Annotated in this window: 15 protein-coding genes; 7 read left to right on the top strand and 8 right to left on the bottom strand. The window is 73.6% G+C overall.

Annotated elements, in window-relative coordinates; all coding sequences use genetic code 11:
• Positions 1 to 84: 84 nt before the first annotated feature.
• Complete coding sequence (locus ACFXPL_RS03510) at positions 85 to 750, bottom strand: DUF3000 domain-containing protein (RefSeq protein WP_384911735.1); 666 nt, start codon at positions 748 to 750, stop codon at positions 85 to 87.
• A 91-nt stretch (positions 751 to 841) separates the two neighbouring features.
• On the opposite strand from ACFXPL_RS03510, the gene hemE reads away from it, so the two are divergent.
• Positions 842 to 1,906 (top strand): uroporphyrinogen decarboxylase, encoded by a 1,065-nt coding sequence (gene hemE, locus ACFXPL_RS03505; protein ID WP_384911732.1) that lies wholly within the window; start codon positions 842 to 844, stop codon positions 1,904 to 1,906.
• Between the two features lie 82 nt (positions 1,907 to 1,988).
• Here the strand turns inward: hemE and ACFXPL_RS03500 are convergent, their stop codons facing one another.
• Both ACFXPL_RS03500 and ACFXPL_RS03495 read right to left on the bottom strand, forming a co-directional pair.
• A complete protein-coding gene (locus ACFXPL_RS03500; RefSeq protein WP_384911729.1) occupies positions 1,989 to 3,368 on the bottom strand; it encodes an FAD-dependent oxidoreductase in 1,380 nt (459 codons plus the stop codon).
• 48 nt (positions 3,369 to 3,416) lie between these two features.
• Positions 3,417 to 4,415: a DUF4349 domain-containing protein gene (locus ACFXPL_RS03495; protein ID WP_384911726.1), complete on the bottom strand. Its 999-nt coding sequence runs from the start codon at positions 4,413 to 4,415 to the stop codon at positions 3,417 to 3,419.
• A gap of 136 nt (positions 4,416 to 4,551) precedes the next feature.
• Between ACFXPL_RS03495 and hemG the strand changes: the two genes are divergently transcribed.
• Both hemG and hemQ read left to right on the top strand, forming a co-directional pair.
• On the top strand, positions 4,552 to 6,012 hold the full coding sequence (gene hemG, locus ACFXPL_RS03490; RefSeq protein WP_384911724.1) for a protoporphyrinogen oxidase: 1,461 nt from the start codon (positions 4,552 to 4,554) through the stop codon (positions 6,010 to 6,012).
• Between the two features lie 4 nt (positions 6,013 to 6,016).
• Positions 6,017 to 6,733 (top strand): hydrogen peroxide-dependent heme synthase, encoded by a 717-nt coding sequence (hemQ, locus tag ACFXPL_RS03485; protein ID WP_384911721.1) that lies wholly within the window; start codon positions 6,017 to 6,019, stop codon positions 6,731 to 6,733.
• Positions 6,734 to 7,021: 288 nt separating this feature from the next.
• Here hemQ and ACFXPL_RS03480 read toward each other — a convergent pair whose 3' ends face one another.
• The 5 genes from ACFXPL_RS03480 to ACFXPL_RS03460 all read right to left on the bottom strand — a co-directional run bounded on the left by ACFXPL_RS03480 (position 7,022) and on the right by ACFXPL_RS03460 (position 13,256).
• Positions 7,022 to 8,665, bottom strand: a complete 1,644-nt coding sequence (locus ACFXPL_RS03480; protein ID WP_384911718.1) for an alpha/beta hydrolase — start codon at positions 8,663 to 8,665, stop codon at positions 7,022 to 7,024.
• A 210-nt stretch (positions 8,666 to 8,875) separates the two neighbouring features.
• The gene (locus ACFXPL_RS03475) at positions 8,876 to 9,892 is read right to left on the bottom strand and encodes a TIGR04222 domain-containing membrane protein (protein WP_384911717.1); all 1,017 of its coding nucleotides are present in this window, start codon (positions 9,890 to 9,892) and stop codon (positions 8,876 to 8,878) included.
• A 6-nt stretch (positions 9,893 to 9,898) separates the two neighbouring features.
• Positions 9,899 to 11,245 carry a DUF692 domain-containing protein gene (locus ACFXPL_RS03470; protein ID WP_384911714.1) on the bottom strand — a complete coding sequence of 449 codons (1,347 nt, stop codon included), beginning with the start codon at positions 11,243 to 11,245 and terminating at the stop codon, positions 9,899 to 9,901.
• A 218-nt stretch (positions 11,246 to 11,463) separates the two neighbouring features.
• Positions 11,464 to 12,240: a DUF4142 domain-containing protein gene (locus ACFXPL_RS03465; protein WP_384911711.1), complete on the bottom strand. Its 777-nt coding sequence runs from the start codon at positions 12,238 to 12,240 to the stop codon at positions 11,464 to 11,466.
• Between the two features lie 170 nt (positions 12,241 to 12,410).
• The gene (locus tag ACFXPL_RS03460; protein ID WP_384911837.1) at positions 12,411 to 13,256 is read right to left on the bottom strand and encodes an aminoacyl-tRNA hydrolase; all 846 of its coding nucleotides are present in this window, start codon (positions 13,254 to 13,256) and stop codon (positions 12,411 to 12,413) included.
• 55 nt (positions 13,257 to 13,311) lie between these two features.
• Between ACFXPL_RS03460 and ACFXPL_RS03455 the strand changes: the two genes are divergently transcribed.
• From ACFXPL_RS03455 to ACFXPL_RS03440, 4 genes are read left to right on the top strand one after another with little or no spacing between them, the layout of a single operon-like run.
• A complete protein-coding gene (locus ACFXPL_RS03455; protein ID WP_384911708.1) occupies positions 13,312 to 13,989 on the top strand; it encodes an AIM24 family protein in 678 nt (225 codons plus the stop codon).
• Between the two features lie 22 nt (positions 13,990 to 14,011).
• Positions 14,012 to 14,944: an ATP-binding cassette domain-containing protein gene (locus ACFXPL_RS03450; RefSeq protein ID WP_384911705.1), complete on the top strand. Its 933-nt coding sequence runs from the start codon at positions 14,012 to 14,014 to the stop codon at positions 14,942 to 14,944.
• Complete coding sequence (locus ACFXPL_RS03445) at positions 14,941 to 15,612, top strand: ABC transporter (protein WP_384911702.1); 672 nt, start codon at positions 14,941 to 14,943, stop codon at positions 15,610 to 15,612. The genes ACFXPL_RS03450 and ACFXPL_RS03445 overlap by 4 nt, the downstream gene beginning before the upstream one ends.
• A gap of 50 nt (positions 15,613 to 15,662) precedes the next feature.
• The gene (locus ACFXPL_RS03440) at positions 15,663 to 15,830 is read left to right on the top strand and encodes a hypothetical protein (protein WP_384911700.1); all 168 of its coding nucleotides are present in this window, start codon (positions 15,663 to 15,665) and stop codon (positions 15,828 to 15,830) included.
• The last annotated feature ends 5 nt before the right edge of the window (positions 15,831 to 15,835 follow it).

The raw sequence follows: 15,835 nt of genomic DNA, 5'->3' as shown, positions 1-15,835 counted from the left end.
GACGGAGCGGTGAAAGGGCGTGCGGTAGGACGGCGCGGTGAAGCGTGGCGCTGTGAAGGGCCGTCAGGGGCCCGCGGACCTCGGTCAGGGGATCCGCGGACCGCGCCGCTGGGGCAGCGACACCACGCCTGCCCCCGCCGCGTCCCCCGTGCCCGGCGGCAGCCCCGCGACCTGGCAGAGCAGATCGCACCACGCGGTCAGGTGCGCCGCCGTGTCGGGCACCCCGCCCCGGCCCTCGCGAGGGGTCCAGGACGCCCGGATCTCGATCTGGGTGGCGGGCCTGCGCTCCGCGAGCCCGCCGAAGTAGTACGAGCCGGCCTGGGTGACGGTGCCGCTCGCCTCCCCGTACGACAGACCGCGCGCCTCCAGGGCCCCCGTCAGCCACGACCAGCACACCTCGGGCAGCAGCGGGTCGGCGGCCATCTCCGGCTCCAGCTCCGCCCGTACGAGCGTCACCAGCCGGAACGTGCCCTGCCAGGCGTCGTGTCCTGACGGGTCGTGCAGCAGGATCAGCCGGCCGTCCGCGAGATCGTCCTCGCCGTCGACCACCGCCGCCTCCAGCGCGTACGCGTACGGCGCGAGCCGCTTCGGCGGCGGGGTCGGTTCGATCTCGACGCCGGGACGCAGCCGCGCCGTCCGCAGCGCGTCGATCGCGGAACGGAACGCGGGCGGGACGGAATCGCCCTCCCCGCCGTCCGTTCCCCCGGTGCCGTTGGAATGATCGGAAAACTGTCCCTGCGCCGCAGCCATGCGGGGAAGAGTAGGCGGAACCCGCGCCTCGCGCAGGGAGGGACACCCGGCCCGGGGCGGCGGCTTCCCCGTACATGGGAAGATTCTGTACGTGAGCGCCAACGAACGCCCCCCGGGCCAGCAGACGAAGACGTACGAATCGGCCTTCCTGAAGGCGTGCCGACGCGAGCCGGTACCGCACACACCGGTCTGGTTCATGCGTCAGGCGGGGCGCTCTTTGCCCGAGTATCTGAAGGTCCGCGAGGGCATCGGGATGCTGGACTCCTGCATGCGGCCCGAGCTGGTCACCGAGATCACGCTCCAGCCGGTACGGCGCCACAAGGTCGACGCCGCGATCTACTTCAGCGACATCGTCGTCCCCCTCAAGGCCATCGGCCTCGACCTGGACATCAAGCCGGGCGTCGGCCCCGTCGTCGCCGAGCCGATCCGCACCCGCGCCGACCTGGCCCGGCTGCGCGACCTCACCCCCGAGGACGTCGGCTACGTCACCGAGGCCATCGGCATGCTCACCGGCGAGCTGGGATCCACCCCGCTCATCGGGTTCGCCGGGGCGCCCTTCACCCTCGCGAGCTACCTCGTGGAGGGCGGCCCCTCCCGCAACCACGAGCACACCAAGGCCATGATGTACGGCGACCCCGAACTCTGGGCCGACCTGCTCGACCGGCTCGCCGAGATCACCGCGACCTTCCTCACCGTGCAGATCGAGGCGGGCGCGAGCGCCGTCCAGCTCTTCGACTCATGGGTGGGCGCCCTCGCCCCCGCCGACTACCGCCGCTCCGTGCTGCCCGCCTCCGCCAAGGTCTTCGACGCGGTCGCCCCGTACGGTGTCCCGCGCATCCACTTCGGCGTCGGTACGGGCGAACTGCTCGGCCTGATGGGCGAGGCGGGCGCCGATGTCGTCGGCGTCGACTGGCGCGTCCCGCTGGACGAGGCCGCCCGCCGGGTCGGCCCCGGCAAGGCGCTCCAGGGCAACCTGGACCCGGCCGTCCTCTTCGCCCCGACCCCGGCGGTGGAGGCGAAGGCCCAGGAGGTGCTGGACGCGGCGGCCGGTCTTGAGGGCCATGTCTTCAATCTGGGCCACGGCGTGCTGCCGAGCATGGACCCGGACTCACTGACCAGGCTCGTCGACTACGTGCACACGCGGACCGCTCGCTGATTGGCTGAAAACCACTGGTGGGGCGGGGGTGATTCGTCCGGTTTACGGGCCCCCGCCCACCGGCCCACGCCCCGGCCGGTGCTCACCAGCCCGCCGCCCTGACGGCCGTCGTCGTCTTGCGCGCGGCGACCAGCACCGGGTCCCAGACGGGCGAGAACGGCGGCGCGTACCCCAGGTCCAGCGTCGTCATCCGCTCCACCGTCATCCCGGCGGTCAGCGCCACCGCCGCGATGTCCACGCGCTTCGCCGCCCCCTCCCGGCCGACGATCTGCACCCCCAGCAGCCGCCCCGTACGGTGCTCCGCGAGCATCTTCACCGTCATCGGCGCCGCGTCCGGGTAGTAGCCCGCGCTGTTGGTCGACTCGATGGTGGCGCTCACGTACCGGAGCCCGGCCCTGCGGGCGTCCTTCTCGCGCAGCCCCGTCCGGGCGATCTCCAAATCGCAGACCTTGCTGACGGCCGTGCCGACGATCCCGGGGAAGACGGCGTAGCCGCCGCTCACGTTCGCCCCGATGATCTGGCCGTGCTTGTTCGCGTGCGTGCCGAGCGCGACATGGCGGGTGGCGCCCGAGACCAGGTCGAGGACCTCCACGCAGTCGCCGCCCGCCCAGACGTTCTCGTGGCCGCGTACCCGCATCGACAGATCGGTGAGCAGCCCGCCGTACGGCCCGACGGGCAGCCCGGCGGCGCGGGCGAGGGCCGTCTCCGGCTCGACGCCGATACCGAGGACGACGACGTCCGCCGGGTACTCGGCGTCCGCGGTGGCCACCGCCCGCACCCGGCCGTCCTCGCCGGTACGGATCGCGGTCACCTCCGCGCCGCCCACCGTGGTGATGCCCAGCCCGTCCATCGCCTGGTGGACCAGCCGACCCATGTCCGGGTCGAGGGTCGCCATCGGCTGCTCGTCGCGGTGCACGACGGTGACCTCGTACCCCCGCTTCAGCAGCGCCTCGGCCATCTCCACACCGATGTACCCGGCGCCGATGACGACCGCGCGGCCGCCCTTCGTCGCGGCGAGGGTGGCCAGCAGCGCCTGGCCGTCGTCGAGCGTCTGCACCCCGTGCACGCCGGACGCGTCGATCCCGGGCAGCGCGGGCCGGACGGGTCGGGCGCCCGTCGCGACGACCAGCTTGTCGAAGCCGGTCCAGCTCTCCGTACCGGCGTCCAGATCGCGGGCCCGCACCCGCTGCCCCGCCAGGTCGATCTCCACGGCCTCCGTGCGGGTCCGCAGCCCGATGTCACGGGCCCGGTGCTCCTCGGGCGTACGGGCGATCAGCGCGTCCCGTTCCGTGACGTCGCCGCTCACCCAGTACGGGATGCCGCACGCGGAGTACGAGGTGAAGTGCCCGCGCTCGAACGCGACGATCTCCAGCTCGTCCGGGCCCCGGCCCCTGCGGGCCTGCGACGCGGCGCACTTGCCGGCCGCGTCGCCCCCGATGACCACCATGCGCTCCGCCGTCATTGCGCGTCCCTCCGGTCCCAGTTCACAAGGTCGTACCGGGAGGGAACGCTACGCGGGCGGAGCCGGTCGGTCCTTCCCGCGCCCCCGCTCGGCGGGTTCGGCGGGCTCCTCGGGCTTCACGGGCCCGGGTGCCGGGGCCGCCGGAGCCCTGGCGGGCAGCAGCCGGCGTACCAGCCGCCACAGCAGGAAGAACGCCGCGAACACGGCGGCGAACGGCAGCACCGCCCCGAGCACCACCCCGATCCACCGCAGCGTCGCGAGGAGCGCGTCCCAGCCGCCGCCCAGCGCGTCCAGGAACCCCGGATCCTCCGCCTTCTCCTCCTCCCGCACGACCGGGTTCTCGAAGAGCTCCACTGTGATCGTCGCCAGTGTGGTGCGGTCCTTGAGGGACGCCTGCCGGGCGAGCAGCGCCTCCAGCTCCGACTGACGGCTGCTCAACTCTCCTTCCAATGCCACCACATCGCTCAGCTTCGTGGCCCGGTCCATCAACTCCCTTACGCGCGCGACGCTCACACGCTGCGAGGCGACCCGGCTGTCCACGTCCACCACTTGGTCGGTGACGTCCTCGGCGTTCGCCCTGCGCGTCAACAGCGTTCCCGTACCGGACAGTTCGGCCAGCACCGCGTCGTACGAGGCCTGCGGGACACGCAGCACGATCCGTGAGGTCGTCCCGCTGTCCTCGTCCCGTTCCGTCACCTCGTCCTGCACCAGACCACCGGCCCTCCCGGCCGCCGCCCGCGCCGTGGAGAGCGCCTTCCGCGCGTCCTTGACGCGCACCGTCAGCTCGGCGGTACGGATCACGTGGACCCCGGCGGGCGCGGTGCTCTTCCCGTCCTCGCCCTTGGCGCCGGGCGCGGCGGACACGCCCGGCGCGCCGGCGTCACCGGCCCCGGCCCCCGCCTCCCGATCGGCCGCCTGCCCGCCCCGCTCCCCGGCGGGCCTGGCGACGTCCTTCGAGGACGCCTGTTCGGTGCCGCCCGCGCCGCATCCGGCGAGCGCGAGTGAAACGGTGAGCAGTGCCGCCGCGAGCGCGGGCGTCGCACGCATGGTCCCCCCAGGGAATTCGGTTGATGGTGCCGGTTCGACGTACGAGCCCCCTGCGCGGGTTGCCTCTCCCGGTCCCGAAGCGGTCACGGTCGGGACTCGTTACGGGAGGGGAGAACGCGTTTGAGAGAGTGGGGCCATGGAGTCGAGCGCGCAGCACGTGGACACGCATACCGGCCATGTCGTCGTCATCGGGGGCGGCATCGCGGGTCTCGCCGCCGCCCACCGGCTGCTGGGCACCGGGATCCGGGTCACCCTGCTGGAGGCCACCGACCGGCTCGGCGGCAAGCTGCGCACGGGCGAGATCGGGGGCGCCCCCGTCGACCTCGGCGCCGAGTCCATGCTCGCCCGCCGCCCCGAGGCCGTCGACCTCGCCGAGGCCGTCGGGCTCGGCCCGCTGCTCCAGCCGCCCACCGCCACCACCGCCTCCGTCTGGACACGCGGCGCGCTGCGGCCCATGCCCAAGGGCCATGTGATGGGCGTGCCCGGCGACCCCGCCGCCCTCGCCGGACTCCTCTCCGACGACGGGCTCGCCCGGATCGCCCGCGAACCCGAACTGCCCCCCACCGAGGTCGGGGACGACGTCGCGGTCGGCGCGTACGTCGCCGAGCGGCTCGGCCGCGAGGTCGTCGACCGGCTCGTCGAACCGCTGCTCGGCGGCGTCTACGCGGGCGACGCCTACCGCATCTCCATGAAGGCGGCCGTCCCGCAGCTCTTCGAAGCCGCCACGACCCACGACTCGCTCCTGGCCGGCGTCCGCGCACTCCAGGAGCGGACCGCCGCCGAGCAGCCGGGTGGCGCCGTCTTCGCGGGCATCGAGGGCGGCGTCGGCCGCCTCCCCGGCGCCGTCGCGGACGCCGTACGGGCCGGGGGCGGCGAGATCCTGCTGGAGACCCCCGTCCTCGCCCTGACCCGTACCGCCGGGGGCTGGCACATCCGCACCGGCCACCCCACCCGTCCCGATCTGCGCGACCTGACCGCCGACGGGGTGGTCCTCGCGACCCCCGCGTGGTCCGCCTCCGCGCTGCTCGCCGAGGAATCACCGGCGGCCTCCGCCGAACTCGCCGCCATCGAGTACGCGTCGATGGCACTGGTGACGATGGCCTTCCGGCGCGCCGACGCCGGCGCGATGCCCGACGGCAGCGGCTTCCTCGTCCCGCCCGTCGACGGCCGCACCATCAAGGCGTCGACCTTCTCCACCCGCAAGTGGGGGTGGGTCGCCGAGGCCGCCCCCGACCTGTTCGTGCTGCGCACCTCGATCGGCCGGTACGGCGAGGAGGAACAGCTCCGGCGCGAGGACTCCGAACTCCTCGACGTCTCGCTGGACGACCTCCGCGAGGCGACCGGCCTCGCGGCCCGCCCGGTCGCCCACGAGGTGACCCGCTGGACCGCCGGACTGCCCCAGTACCCGGTCGGCCACCAGGCCAGAATCGCCCGGATCCGCGATTCCCTCGCCGAACTGCCCGGCCTGCGGGTCTGCGGCGCCGCGTACGACGGCGTCGGCATCCCCGCCTGCGTCGCGAGCGCCCGGCGCGCCGCGGACGAGATCATCGCCACGTCGACCCTGGCGCCGGGCACCGGTCGCGGCGCGGGAGAATAGCCCCATGACTGCTGCTCCCGAGAAGATCCCGAACGCCGGCAAGAAGGCCAAGGACCTCAACGAGGTCATCCGCTACACGCTGTGGTCCGTCTTCAGGCTGCGCGACGTCCTGCCCGAGGACCGGACCGGTTACGCGGACGAGGTCCAGGAGCTGTTCGACCAGCTCGACGCCAAGGACGTCACCGTACGCGGCACGTACGACGTGTCCGGGCTGCGCGCCGACGCCGACGTCATGATCTGGTGGCACGCGGAGACCGCGGACGAGCTGCAGGACGCGTACAACCGCTTCCGGCGCACCCGGCTCGGCCGCGCGCTGGAGCCGGTCTGGTCGAACATGGCGCTGCACCGCCCCGCGGAGTTCAACAAGTCGCACGTGCCGGCCTTCCTGGCCGACGAGACGCCCCGCGACTACGTGAGCGTCTACCCCTTCGTCCGCAGCTACGACTGGTACCTGCTGCCCGACGAGGACCGCCGCAGGATGCTCGCCGACCACGGCAAGATGGCGCGCGGCTACCCTGACGTACGCGCCAACACCGTGGCGTCGTTCTCGCTCGGCGACTACGAGTGGCTGCTGGCCTTCGAGGCCGACGAGCTGTACCGCATCGTCGACCTGATGCGTCATCTGCGCGCGTCCGAGGCGCGGCTGTACGTGCGGGAGGAGATCCCCTTCTACACGGGCCGCCGCAAGTCGGTCGCGGATCTCGTGGCAGGGTTGGCGTGACGGAATGACGTGGTGGCCCGGTCCGTGAACGTACGGACCGGGCCACCCCACCCGGAAGATCAGACGATCGGCGGCAGTTCCCTGCTGCGCGCACGCTCGTCCAGCGACACCGGGTTCGGCTCCGGGTTCCCATCGGCCGCCGGCCTGCGGAAACGCTGCGACCTACGGGAAGAATCTCGTTCTTCCCGTAGGTCCGGTCCGTTCCGCCCCGGTCGCGGCCGATGGAACCCGGGTCGGTGCTTTCAGCCCGGGGCCGGGTGGCCGGTGCGGCCTAGGTGCTCCGGGCGTTCAGAGGCGCGGAGCCGGATCGGGCCTTCCTCGCAGGGCGGTGCGGGTGTCGGCCGGTTCGAGCGAGATCGGGTTCGGCTCCGGGTGCGGTGCGCAGGAGACGTGCCGCGCCGGTGTCTTCCCGCTCAGCAGGTACTCCTCCAGGTACGCGTTCACGCACGGGTTGTCGCCGCCCGAGACCCCGTGCGTACCGGCGTCCCGCTCGGTCACCAGCACCGAGCCCGCCAGCCGCCGCTGGAGTTCCAGCGCCCCTTCGTACGGGGTGGCCGCGTCCCGCTCCGCCGCCAGGATCAGCGTCGGCGGGAGCTGTCCCGGGCGGGTACGGACATCGACGGGTTCCTGCCGGGGAGCGGGCCAGTAGGCGCACGGCAGGTTCATGAAGGCGTTGTCCCAGGTCTCGAACGGGGCGTGCCGTGCGAGCGCGGTGTTGTCGCGGTCCCACACCTGGAATTGGGTGGGCCACGGCGCGTCGTTGCACTCGACGGCGGTGTAGACGGCGTTCGCGTTCTCGCCGCTCGCCGCGGCTTGCGGGCGGGGGCCGGCCTGGGCGATCAGCGGCTCGGGGTTGCCCTTGAGGTACTCGGAGAGCGCGGTGGCGCGGATCGCCCAGTAGTCGTCGTAGTAGCCCGCGCCGAGCATCGCCGCCTGGAGCTGCCCGGGGCCGACCTTGCCGCCCGCCGGCTCGTGCGCGATTCCGGCGCGCACCTCCTCGTAGCTCCGCCGCACCTGCTCGGCGTCGGTGCCCAGGTGGTACGTCGCGTCGTGCTTGGCGACCCAGGTACGGAAGTCCTCCCAGCGCCGTTCGAACGCGACCGACTGTTCCAGGTTGTTGCGGTACCAGATCCGGTCCGGGTCCGGGTTGACGGCGGAGTCGAAGACCATCCGCCGTACGTGCGAGGGGAAGAGCGTCGCGTAGACGGCGCCGAAGTACGTTCCGTACGAGGCGCCCATGAACGTCAGCTTCCGCTCACCGAGCGCGGCCCGCAGGACGTCGAGATCGCGGGCGTTGTTGAGGGAGTTGTAGTGGCGCAGCGCGTCCCCCGCGTGCTCGGCGCAGCCCCGCGCGTACGCCTTCGCCTCGGCGATCCGCTCCCGCTTGTACGACGCGGAGGGGTACGTGGGCGCCTGGGTCGGCGCCTTCGCGTGGTCCGCCGGGTCCTGGCAGGAGAGCGGCGCGGAGCGGCCGACACCGCGCGGCGCGTAGCCGACGAGGTCGTACGCGGCGGCGATCCGCTTCCACGAGGCCACCTCGGCGGCGAGCGGGAAGTACATGCTGGAGGCGCCGGGGCCACCGGGGTTGTGGACGAGCGCCCCCTGCCGCCGGTCGGCGGGACCACTCGCGGCGACGCGGCTGACGGTGAGGGCGATCGTGGGTCCGTCCGGCGCGGCGTAGTCGAGGGGGACGTCGACGGTGCCGCAGGTGACGGGGGCGGGCAGCTTCTCGGCCTCGGGACAGGCGCCGAACGAGACACCGGCGGCAGTGGCGCGCGCCGCCGCCCTGGCCACTCCGCGCGTCCCGGCGGTGGCGTTGGCGTCGGCCGCGCCGCTGTCGGTGGACGCGCCGTCCGCCGGGACGGCGACGAGGGCCGACAGGACCAGGGAACCGAGGCTCGTCAGAGCCCCGTACTTCGCGACTGCTCTCATCGTGTTCCCTTCGTGCGTGCGGGGGACCTACGGCACGACGAGGGTCGGCAGCGGGCCCGCGCTTGGCAAGGACCGGCGAGCGGTGTCGCGGGCCCATGACCCCGATGCGCCCCGGGGCCACTCCTGGGCACCGCCCGACGTGCGGAGCGGGCGGGAGTGTGCGACGGGGAGGGCGCGCGGTGGGTCGGCGAGGCGGTCCGACGGGGTCGGTCAGGAGCTTCCGCCGCCTCCGCAGCCGCCGCCCCCGCCCCCTCCGCCGCAGCTGCTGCCGCCTCCGCAACTGCCGCTGCCCCCACCGGAACCGGAGTCTCCACTTCCGCCCCCGCAGGAACTGGCGCCGCAGCCGGACCCGGGCCCGCCACACCCCGTCCCCGACCCGGGCTGTGCGCCGGAGCACCACCCCACGGTCCCGGCGGCCATCTGCGGCGCGGGCGAGAAGTCCCGCCCTGGGCGCATCCCCGCCGCCGTACGCAACTGCTGCCGCAGCAGCGGGTCGGGCACCCCGGCCAGGCCGTGTGCGGCGACCTGCCCGGCGACGGTCGGTGGGGCGTACGACTGCCCGGCCGACTGCCCGGCCGACTGCCCGGCGAGGAAGGCGCGCAGCGCCCGCCGCCCGCCCTTCGTGACCCGGTGGCCCGCGACGGAGGCGCAGACCATGCCGACGACGGAGCCGATGACCAGGGTGGGCAGGAGGGTGAAGTTCTCGAAGCCGTCGCCCAGGCCGTCGTCGTGGAAGGCGGACAGGAAGGCCACGAAGAACGTGACGGGCACGGCCACCAGACACAGCACGGCCTGGAGAACGCCCCATCGCTTCCAGGGACGGGCCTGATCCGGACGGACCAGCAGTCCGCGCGCCGCGAGCCCGTCGCCCACCCGCTGGACGTCCGGGCCGCGCATCACCGCCAGCCGCAGCGCGTGCAGGCCGCCGTGCGGCGCCGCCGCGTGGGCGTCCAGCACCGACCGCTCGACGGGGTCGTGGGCGACCGGCCTGAGCACGGCGACGATGCCCGGGCCGCCGACCGAGATCCGGCCGTCCGCGTGCATCCCGGCGAGCGCGGCGTCCGCGACGCGTCCGGGACCACCGCCGAGGAACGCGGCCTCCGTCAGGTCATGGACCGTGCCGGCGCCGTCCGTGCCCCGGCCGCCCGAACCGGCGGCCTTGGCGATCAGCGCCACGGACGAGGCGGCCACGGTGAGATGCACGGCCAGTACGGGGAGGGAGGCCATCGCCCGTCACCCCCTGACCAGCGCGGCACGGGCGGCCCTGACGAGCCGTACCGCCCGGCGCGGCGGACGGGCGCCCGCCCGCTCCCGCCACCACAGGGTCAGCCGCCGCCGGGCCACGGGGTCCGCCGGGCGCCCCTCGATCAGCAGCGTCTCGACGAAGTCCAGCGCGTCCCTGCGGTACCCGGCGCGCATCGGCCGGTGCGCGGCGTATGCGAGGAACGCGGGGCGGAAGCCGTCGCCGAGGAACCCGGGCAGTTCGGGTGCCACCTTGGCGACGACACCCGCGCGCTTGGCGGCGAGGGCCCGGCTCTGCACGCCGAGCCGGCGCCGGTCGAACCCTTCCGGTACGGGGGTGCCCGCGACCAGCGCCGAGAGCAGCGCGGTCTCGGCGAGCGCCAGCCGCTCGCGGGCCGTGTCGGTGGCGCCGTCGGCGGGCCCTGCCGCCGCGGTCGAGGCGGCCCGTACGGGAGCGGAGGCCGCCGTGGAGGCCATGGGGGCCGTGGACCGTACCGCCGTCGTCCCCGCGGCGTTCAGCGTCTCGCGGATCACCGTCAGTTCGCCCGCCAGCTCCGCCGCGGGCGGGAAGTCGTCGTCCCGCTCCAGCAGGACGCCCGGCGGTGCCACCCGGGAGCGCAGCTCCGCGAGGATGTCGAGGACGGGCCGGGTGACGGGATGGGCGTGGGTGTCGTGCCACACGCCGTCGCGCTCGATCCCGCCCGCGACATGGACGTACGCGATGGCCTCGACAGGCAGTTCGTCCAGCGCCTTCGCCGGGTCCTCGCCGCGGTTCACCTGGTTGGTGTGGAGATTGGCCACATCGATCAGCAGCCGGACCCCGGTGCGCTCGACCAGCTCGGCGAGGAACTGGCCCTCGCTCATCTCCTCGTCCGGCCAGGAGATCAGGGCGGCGATGTTCTCCACGGCGAGCGGCACGGGCAGCGCGTCCTGGGCGATCCGTACGTTCTCGCAGAGCACGCGCAGCGCGTCGCGGGTACGGGGCACCGGCAGCAGATGGCCCGCTTCGAGCACGGGGGACGCGGTGCGCGGCCCGCCCGCCCGTACGAACGCGATGTGCTCGGTGACCAGGGGGGAACCAAGGGCCTCGGCGCACTCCGCGAGATCGGCCAGCCGCCCCGGATCGGGCCGGTCCGCGCCGCCGAGTCCGAGCGAGACCCCGTGCGGGACGACGGTGACGCCGCGTTCGCGCAGCCGTACCAGCGACGCGGGGAGATGGCCCGCGCACAGGTTCTCCGCGACGGCCTCCACCCAGTCGACCCCGGGCAGGGCCTCCACCGTGTCGGCGATCTCAGGGCGCCAGCCGATGCCGGTGCCCAGACGTGGTGTGTCGTTCATGGTCTCCCCCTGTCGCGGACCCCTCCGTGCGCGTCCTCGCTCGCGGTTCTCAGGGGTCATGGCCCCGGGAACGCCTCGGTGAATCCTGGAGGGAGGACGTTCAGAGGTTGATTTGAGGTTCCCTGTCCCGGTCTCTGCCCCCGGAACGACGAAGCACGGTGCCTTCCCCGTGAACGTGTGGGGGAGACACCGTGCTTCGCGGTGGCGACCGGCGTGGATCAGCTCGCGCCCGGGGCCGGCCGGTTGGTGTTGATCGAGGTCGGGGCGCCCGGGCCGGTGGAGGGCTCGGAGGTCAGCGTCTGGTTCGGGTTCGGCTCCACCGGGTCCGCCGCCGGGGGCAGGTTGCCGTTCGGGGGCGGCGGGCCGGTCGGGCTGGCGGTCACGGTGCCGGCGGCCTCGTTGGCGATCTGGTCGAAGTCGACCATGCCGGTGGCCTCCAGCATGGTGATGTGGTCGAGGACGGTGATGTTGGCATCACTGGCGAGCTGGCGGATCAGGGTGTTCCTGGTGGTGTGCCGTACCTGCGCGATCAGGGCGAAGACCTTGCCGTGGGCGTTGCGCAGCAGGTTGGCGAACTTCTGCTCGTACTCCTGGCCGGTGGCCGCCGACAGCTCCCTGAGCCAGCCCTGCTGCTGATCGTTGGGCTGGTTCGGCAGCTCGACACCGAGCTTCGCCGCCACGTCGCGGGACCGCTTGTCGAGGTCCGTGTGGCCCACGACGAGGTGGTCACCACATTCCTTGATCGCCTTGGTCGGCGCGCGTTCGAGGGCCTGCTGCCCGGCGGGCAGCTCCCAGAGCCCCGCCAGCCTGACCTTGACCAGGAAATCACGGTCGGTGGCGGTCAGTGGGCCCCACTGGGTGGAGACGGACGACGCGTTGATGTTGGCCTGCCCGGTCCCGGAACGGTCGGCGTACGACCACACGGGGAAGGCCAAGGCGGCCACTGTGGCGACCAATGCCGCGATGATGAGCGCCGAACCGTTGATGCGTCGCAACAATGTGCTGCCTCCCGAACCGAAAACTGACACCGCTGAATCAACCGCTGAGAGCGCGGCAGTTCAACCCGCGTGGCGGTATGGAGGAATACGTACGGGGCGCCGGGTGTGTTCAACCCGGCGGCGACGGATGATCGGCGGCCGTGCGCGCCGCTCTCCCGGGCACCGGGTCAGCGGCGCAGCGCCGGATGGTCGGCGACCACCGTGCAGGATCCCGCGGCGATCTCCGTGAAGCCCGCGTCGCGGACCACCGGCAGCCCGGCGGCGGTGAGTTCCCGCCACCGCGCGGCGTCCGGGGTGCGCACGCAGAGCGGGAAGCCGGCGTCGCGCCAGGCCGCGCGGTCCGTCTCCGACAGCTCCCACCAGGCGAGTTGCGCGCCGTGCCCGGCCTGGGCCATCGCCTTGCCCGCCGACATCGCGAGGCCGGGGCTCAGCCACAGCACCGGGTGCGCCGGGTCGGCCGGGGGCGGCGGCGCGGGGTCGTCCAGATCGGTGCCGGAGACCTGGAGCTTGGCCAGCTCCTTGGGCCAGCCGTCGAGCGGGACGGGCGGGAAGACCCGTACCTCGGCGACGGACGACGCGGTGGCAGGGAGGGACGGCGCGTCATCGTGCGCGGGCGGCGTCCGCGGCAGCGGGCCGTGGCCCGTCACCGTGATCCCCGGGAGCGCGCAGGCGCGGCGCCACTCCGCGCCGCGCGCCCGCCGTACCACCTTGCGGATCCGGGCGTCCTGCCAGTCCCGTACGGCCGCCGCCCACTCGCCCTCGTCCTCGCCCTCGCCCAGGGCCCGTTCGTCGGAGAGCAGGGTGAGCACCGCGCGGGCCGCCGTCTCCAGCGCGTCGGTACGGGCCGGCGGCGCAGCCTTCTCGATCCGGACCACCAGCGGCAGTACGTACTGCGGCGCCTCGTCACGGGCGCTCGACTCATGACGGAAGGGACTGTCCACCGGGGCGTTCTCGTTGCTCTCGCTGCTCACGGGCCCAGTCTGCCAGCCGCCGCGCCCCGCCGGGCCGCGGATTTCTTGGCCGAACCCTTCTTGGCGGAACGCACGGGTCCGGGCGACGATGCACGGCATGAAGAGCGACCTTTTCTCCACGGAACACATGGCACAGCCGGCCGCCGCGCCCGGGATGAGCCTCCAGAACTCCAAGTCGATCAAGTACGTCGTCAGCGGCGAGATGTACGCGCGGCAGGGGGCGATGGTCGCCTACCGCGGTTCGCTGGAGTTCGAGCGCAAGGGTCAGGGCCTCGGTGGACTGCTCAAGCGCGCGGTCACCGGTGAGGGTTTGCCGCTCATGACGGTGAAGGGCCAGGGCGAGGTGTGGCTCGCCCAGGAGGCGGCCCACTGCTTCATCGTCGATGTGGAGCAGGGCGACGCGCTCACCGTCAACGGCCGCAACGTGCTCTGCTTCGATCCGACCCTCAGCTACGAGATAAAGACGGTGAAGGGCGCGGGGATGACCGGCGGCGGTCTCTTCAACAGTGTCTTCACCGGCCACGGCAGGCTCGGCATCATCTGTGAGGGCGATCCCATCGTGATTCCCGTCACGGCGCAGGCCCCGGTGTATGTCGACACGGACGCTGCCGTCGGCTGGAGCGCACAACTCGGTACATCCCTGCATCGCTCCCAGTCCGTGGGCTCGATGATCCGCGGCGGATCCGGCGAGGCCGTTCAACTGATGCTCCAGGGCGAGGGGTTCGTGATCGTACGGCCGAGCGAGGCGACTCCTCAGAAGCCCACCGCGCACTGACGCGAGCTGAGATCATGCCCGGATGAACCTCCAAGGTGTGGGCCGCCGTTACGGCCTCCGCGGGCCCTGGGTGCTGCGCGGGGTCGATCTCGATCTCCCCGCGGGCGCCCTGGTCCGGATCGAGGGCGCGAACGGCAGTGGTAAATCAACCCTGTTGAGGCTGATAGCCGGCGTCGACTCGCCGACCGAGGGCCGCGTCGACGGCCGTTTCCGCACGGCGTACGTTCCCGAGCGCTTCCCGGTGTCGCTGCCCTTCACGGCGGCCGGGTACCTGATGCACCTCGGCCGGATCCACGGGCTGCGGCGCGATGTCGCGGCGGCCGGCGCCGTCGAGTGGCTGGAGCGGTTCGGGGCGGGGGAGCACACCCGTACGCCGATGGCCGAGCTGTCCAAGGGCACCAGCCAGAAGGTGGCCGTCGCGCAGGCGCTGCTGGCCGAGCCGGAACTGCTGGTCCTCGACGAGGCGTGGACGGGGCTGGACACGGCGGCCCGCGGGGAGCTGGACCGGGCGGTCGCCGAGCGGGTCGCCGCGGGCGGCACGGTCGTCTTCGTCGACCACGACCCGCGCAGGCTGGCCGGGGCGTCCGACGTGCTGTACGGAGTGGTGGACGGCGCCGTGGTGTCCCGTACCGAGAGCGCGCTCCCCACCGACTTCCCGGACGGGGAGCCCGGCGCGGTGGTACGGATCCTCGCCGAGGGGCCACCGGAAGCCCCGCTGGACGACGAGGCGGCGGCGGAACTGCCCGGGGCGCCGGCGTACGACGTTGCCGCCGAGGACGGTTCCGTCCTGCTGACGGTGGCGGCGGAGCACTCCGACGCGCTGCTGCGGGCGCTGCTCACCGCCGGCCCGCCCTGGCACATCAGGGAGGTGGGGGAGGCCGCCCCGCCGGCCGCTTCCGGCCCGCCCGCCCGGTCCGCTTCCACCGCCACCGAGAGGGAGCGTCTCTCCTCATGACCGGAGTGCTCAGCTATCAGATCGCCCTGCTGCTGCGCTCGCAGCGCTGGCTGCCGCCGCTCCTGCTGTACGGGATCTTCCTCGTCGTCGGGGTGCAGGCCGGACAGCCGATCCTGGACTCGCTCGGATACGCGGCGGCGGCCCTGCTGCCCGTCACGGCCTGGCTGGTGAGGATCTGCGTCACCCAGGAACCGGCGGCCTCCCGCGCGGTCGTCGGCGCGGCGGCCGGGGCGCGCCGGGCGCATCTCGCCACGCTGCTGGCCGCCGTGGCCGTCGCGGGCGCCATCGGCGTGGCGGGCACGGTGCTCGTCATCCTGATCAGCGAACCGAAGAACGCGAACTTCACGGTCGACGTGGACGTGGTGTCCGCCGGTACGGCGGGGCTGCTCGCCGCGCTGGTCTGTCTGCTGGTCGGCGCGGCCGTCGGCGCGCTCTGCAACAGGCCGCTGCTGCGGGCCCGGGGCTGGTCGATCGCCGCCACGACGGTGGTCTCGCTGGTCGCGCTGGTGATCGGAGGGTCCCCGGCGCGGTCCGCGGTCACCGGCCTGGTGACCGGCTCGCTGACCGGCGAGGCCGCGCCGCCGGGACCGGAGCTGGTGGCGGCCCTGCTGGTGGCGGGCGTGGCGGCGGCGGTGGCATGCGTGATCGGCACCCGGCGGGACGGCTGAGCGGGCCGACCGGGGCCGGGGAACGGACCGGGCCCAGTAGGCTCGACCGTATGAGCGAGCGGACGAGCGGGCGGACGGCCGGGGAACCGGTGGGGACGGCGTACGCGGAGTGCGTGCTGTGCGGGGAGCCGACCGAGCACCCGGAGACGGTCAGGGGCGCGACCCTCTGCCCGGTCTGCGAGTGGCAGGAGGCCCAGCGCACGGCCTGCTCGGGCTGAGCCAC

Source organism: Streptomyces sp. NPDC059092 (assembly GCF_042756365.1).
Classification (GTDB): Bacteria; Actinomycetota; Actinomycetes; order Streptomycetales; family Streptomycetaceae; genus Streptomyces.
The sequence above is the reverse complement of the archived record's forward strand: the minus strand, read 5'-3'. Positions and strand labels throughout refer to the sequence as shown.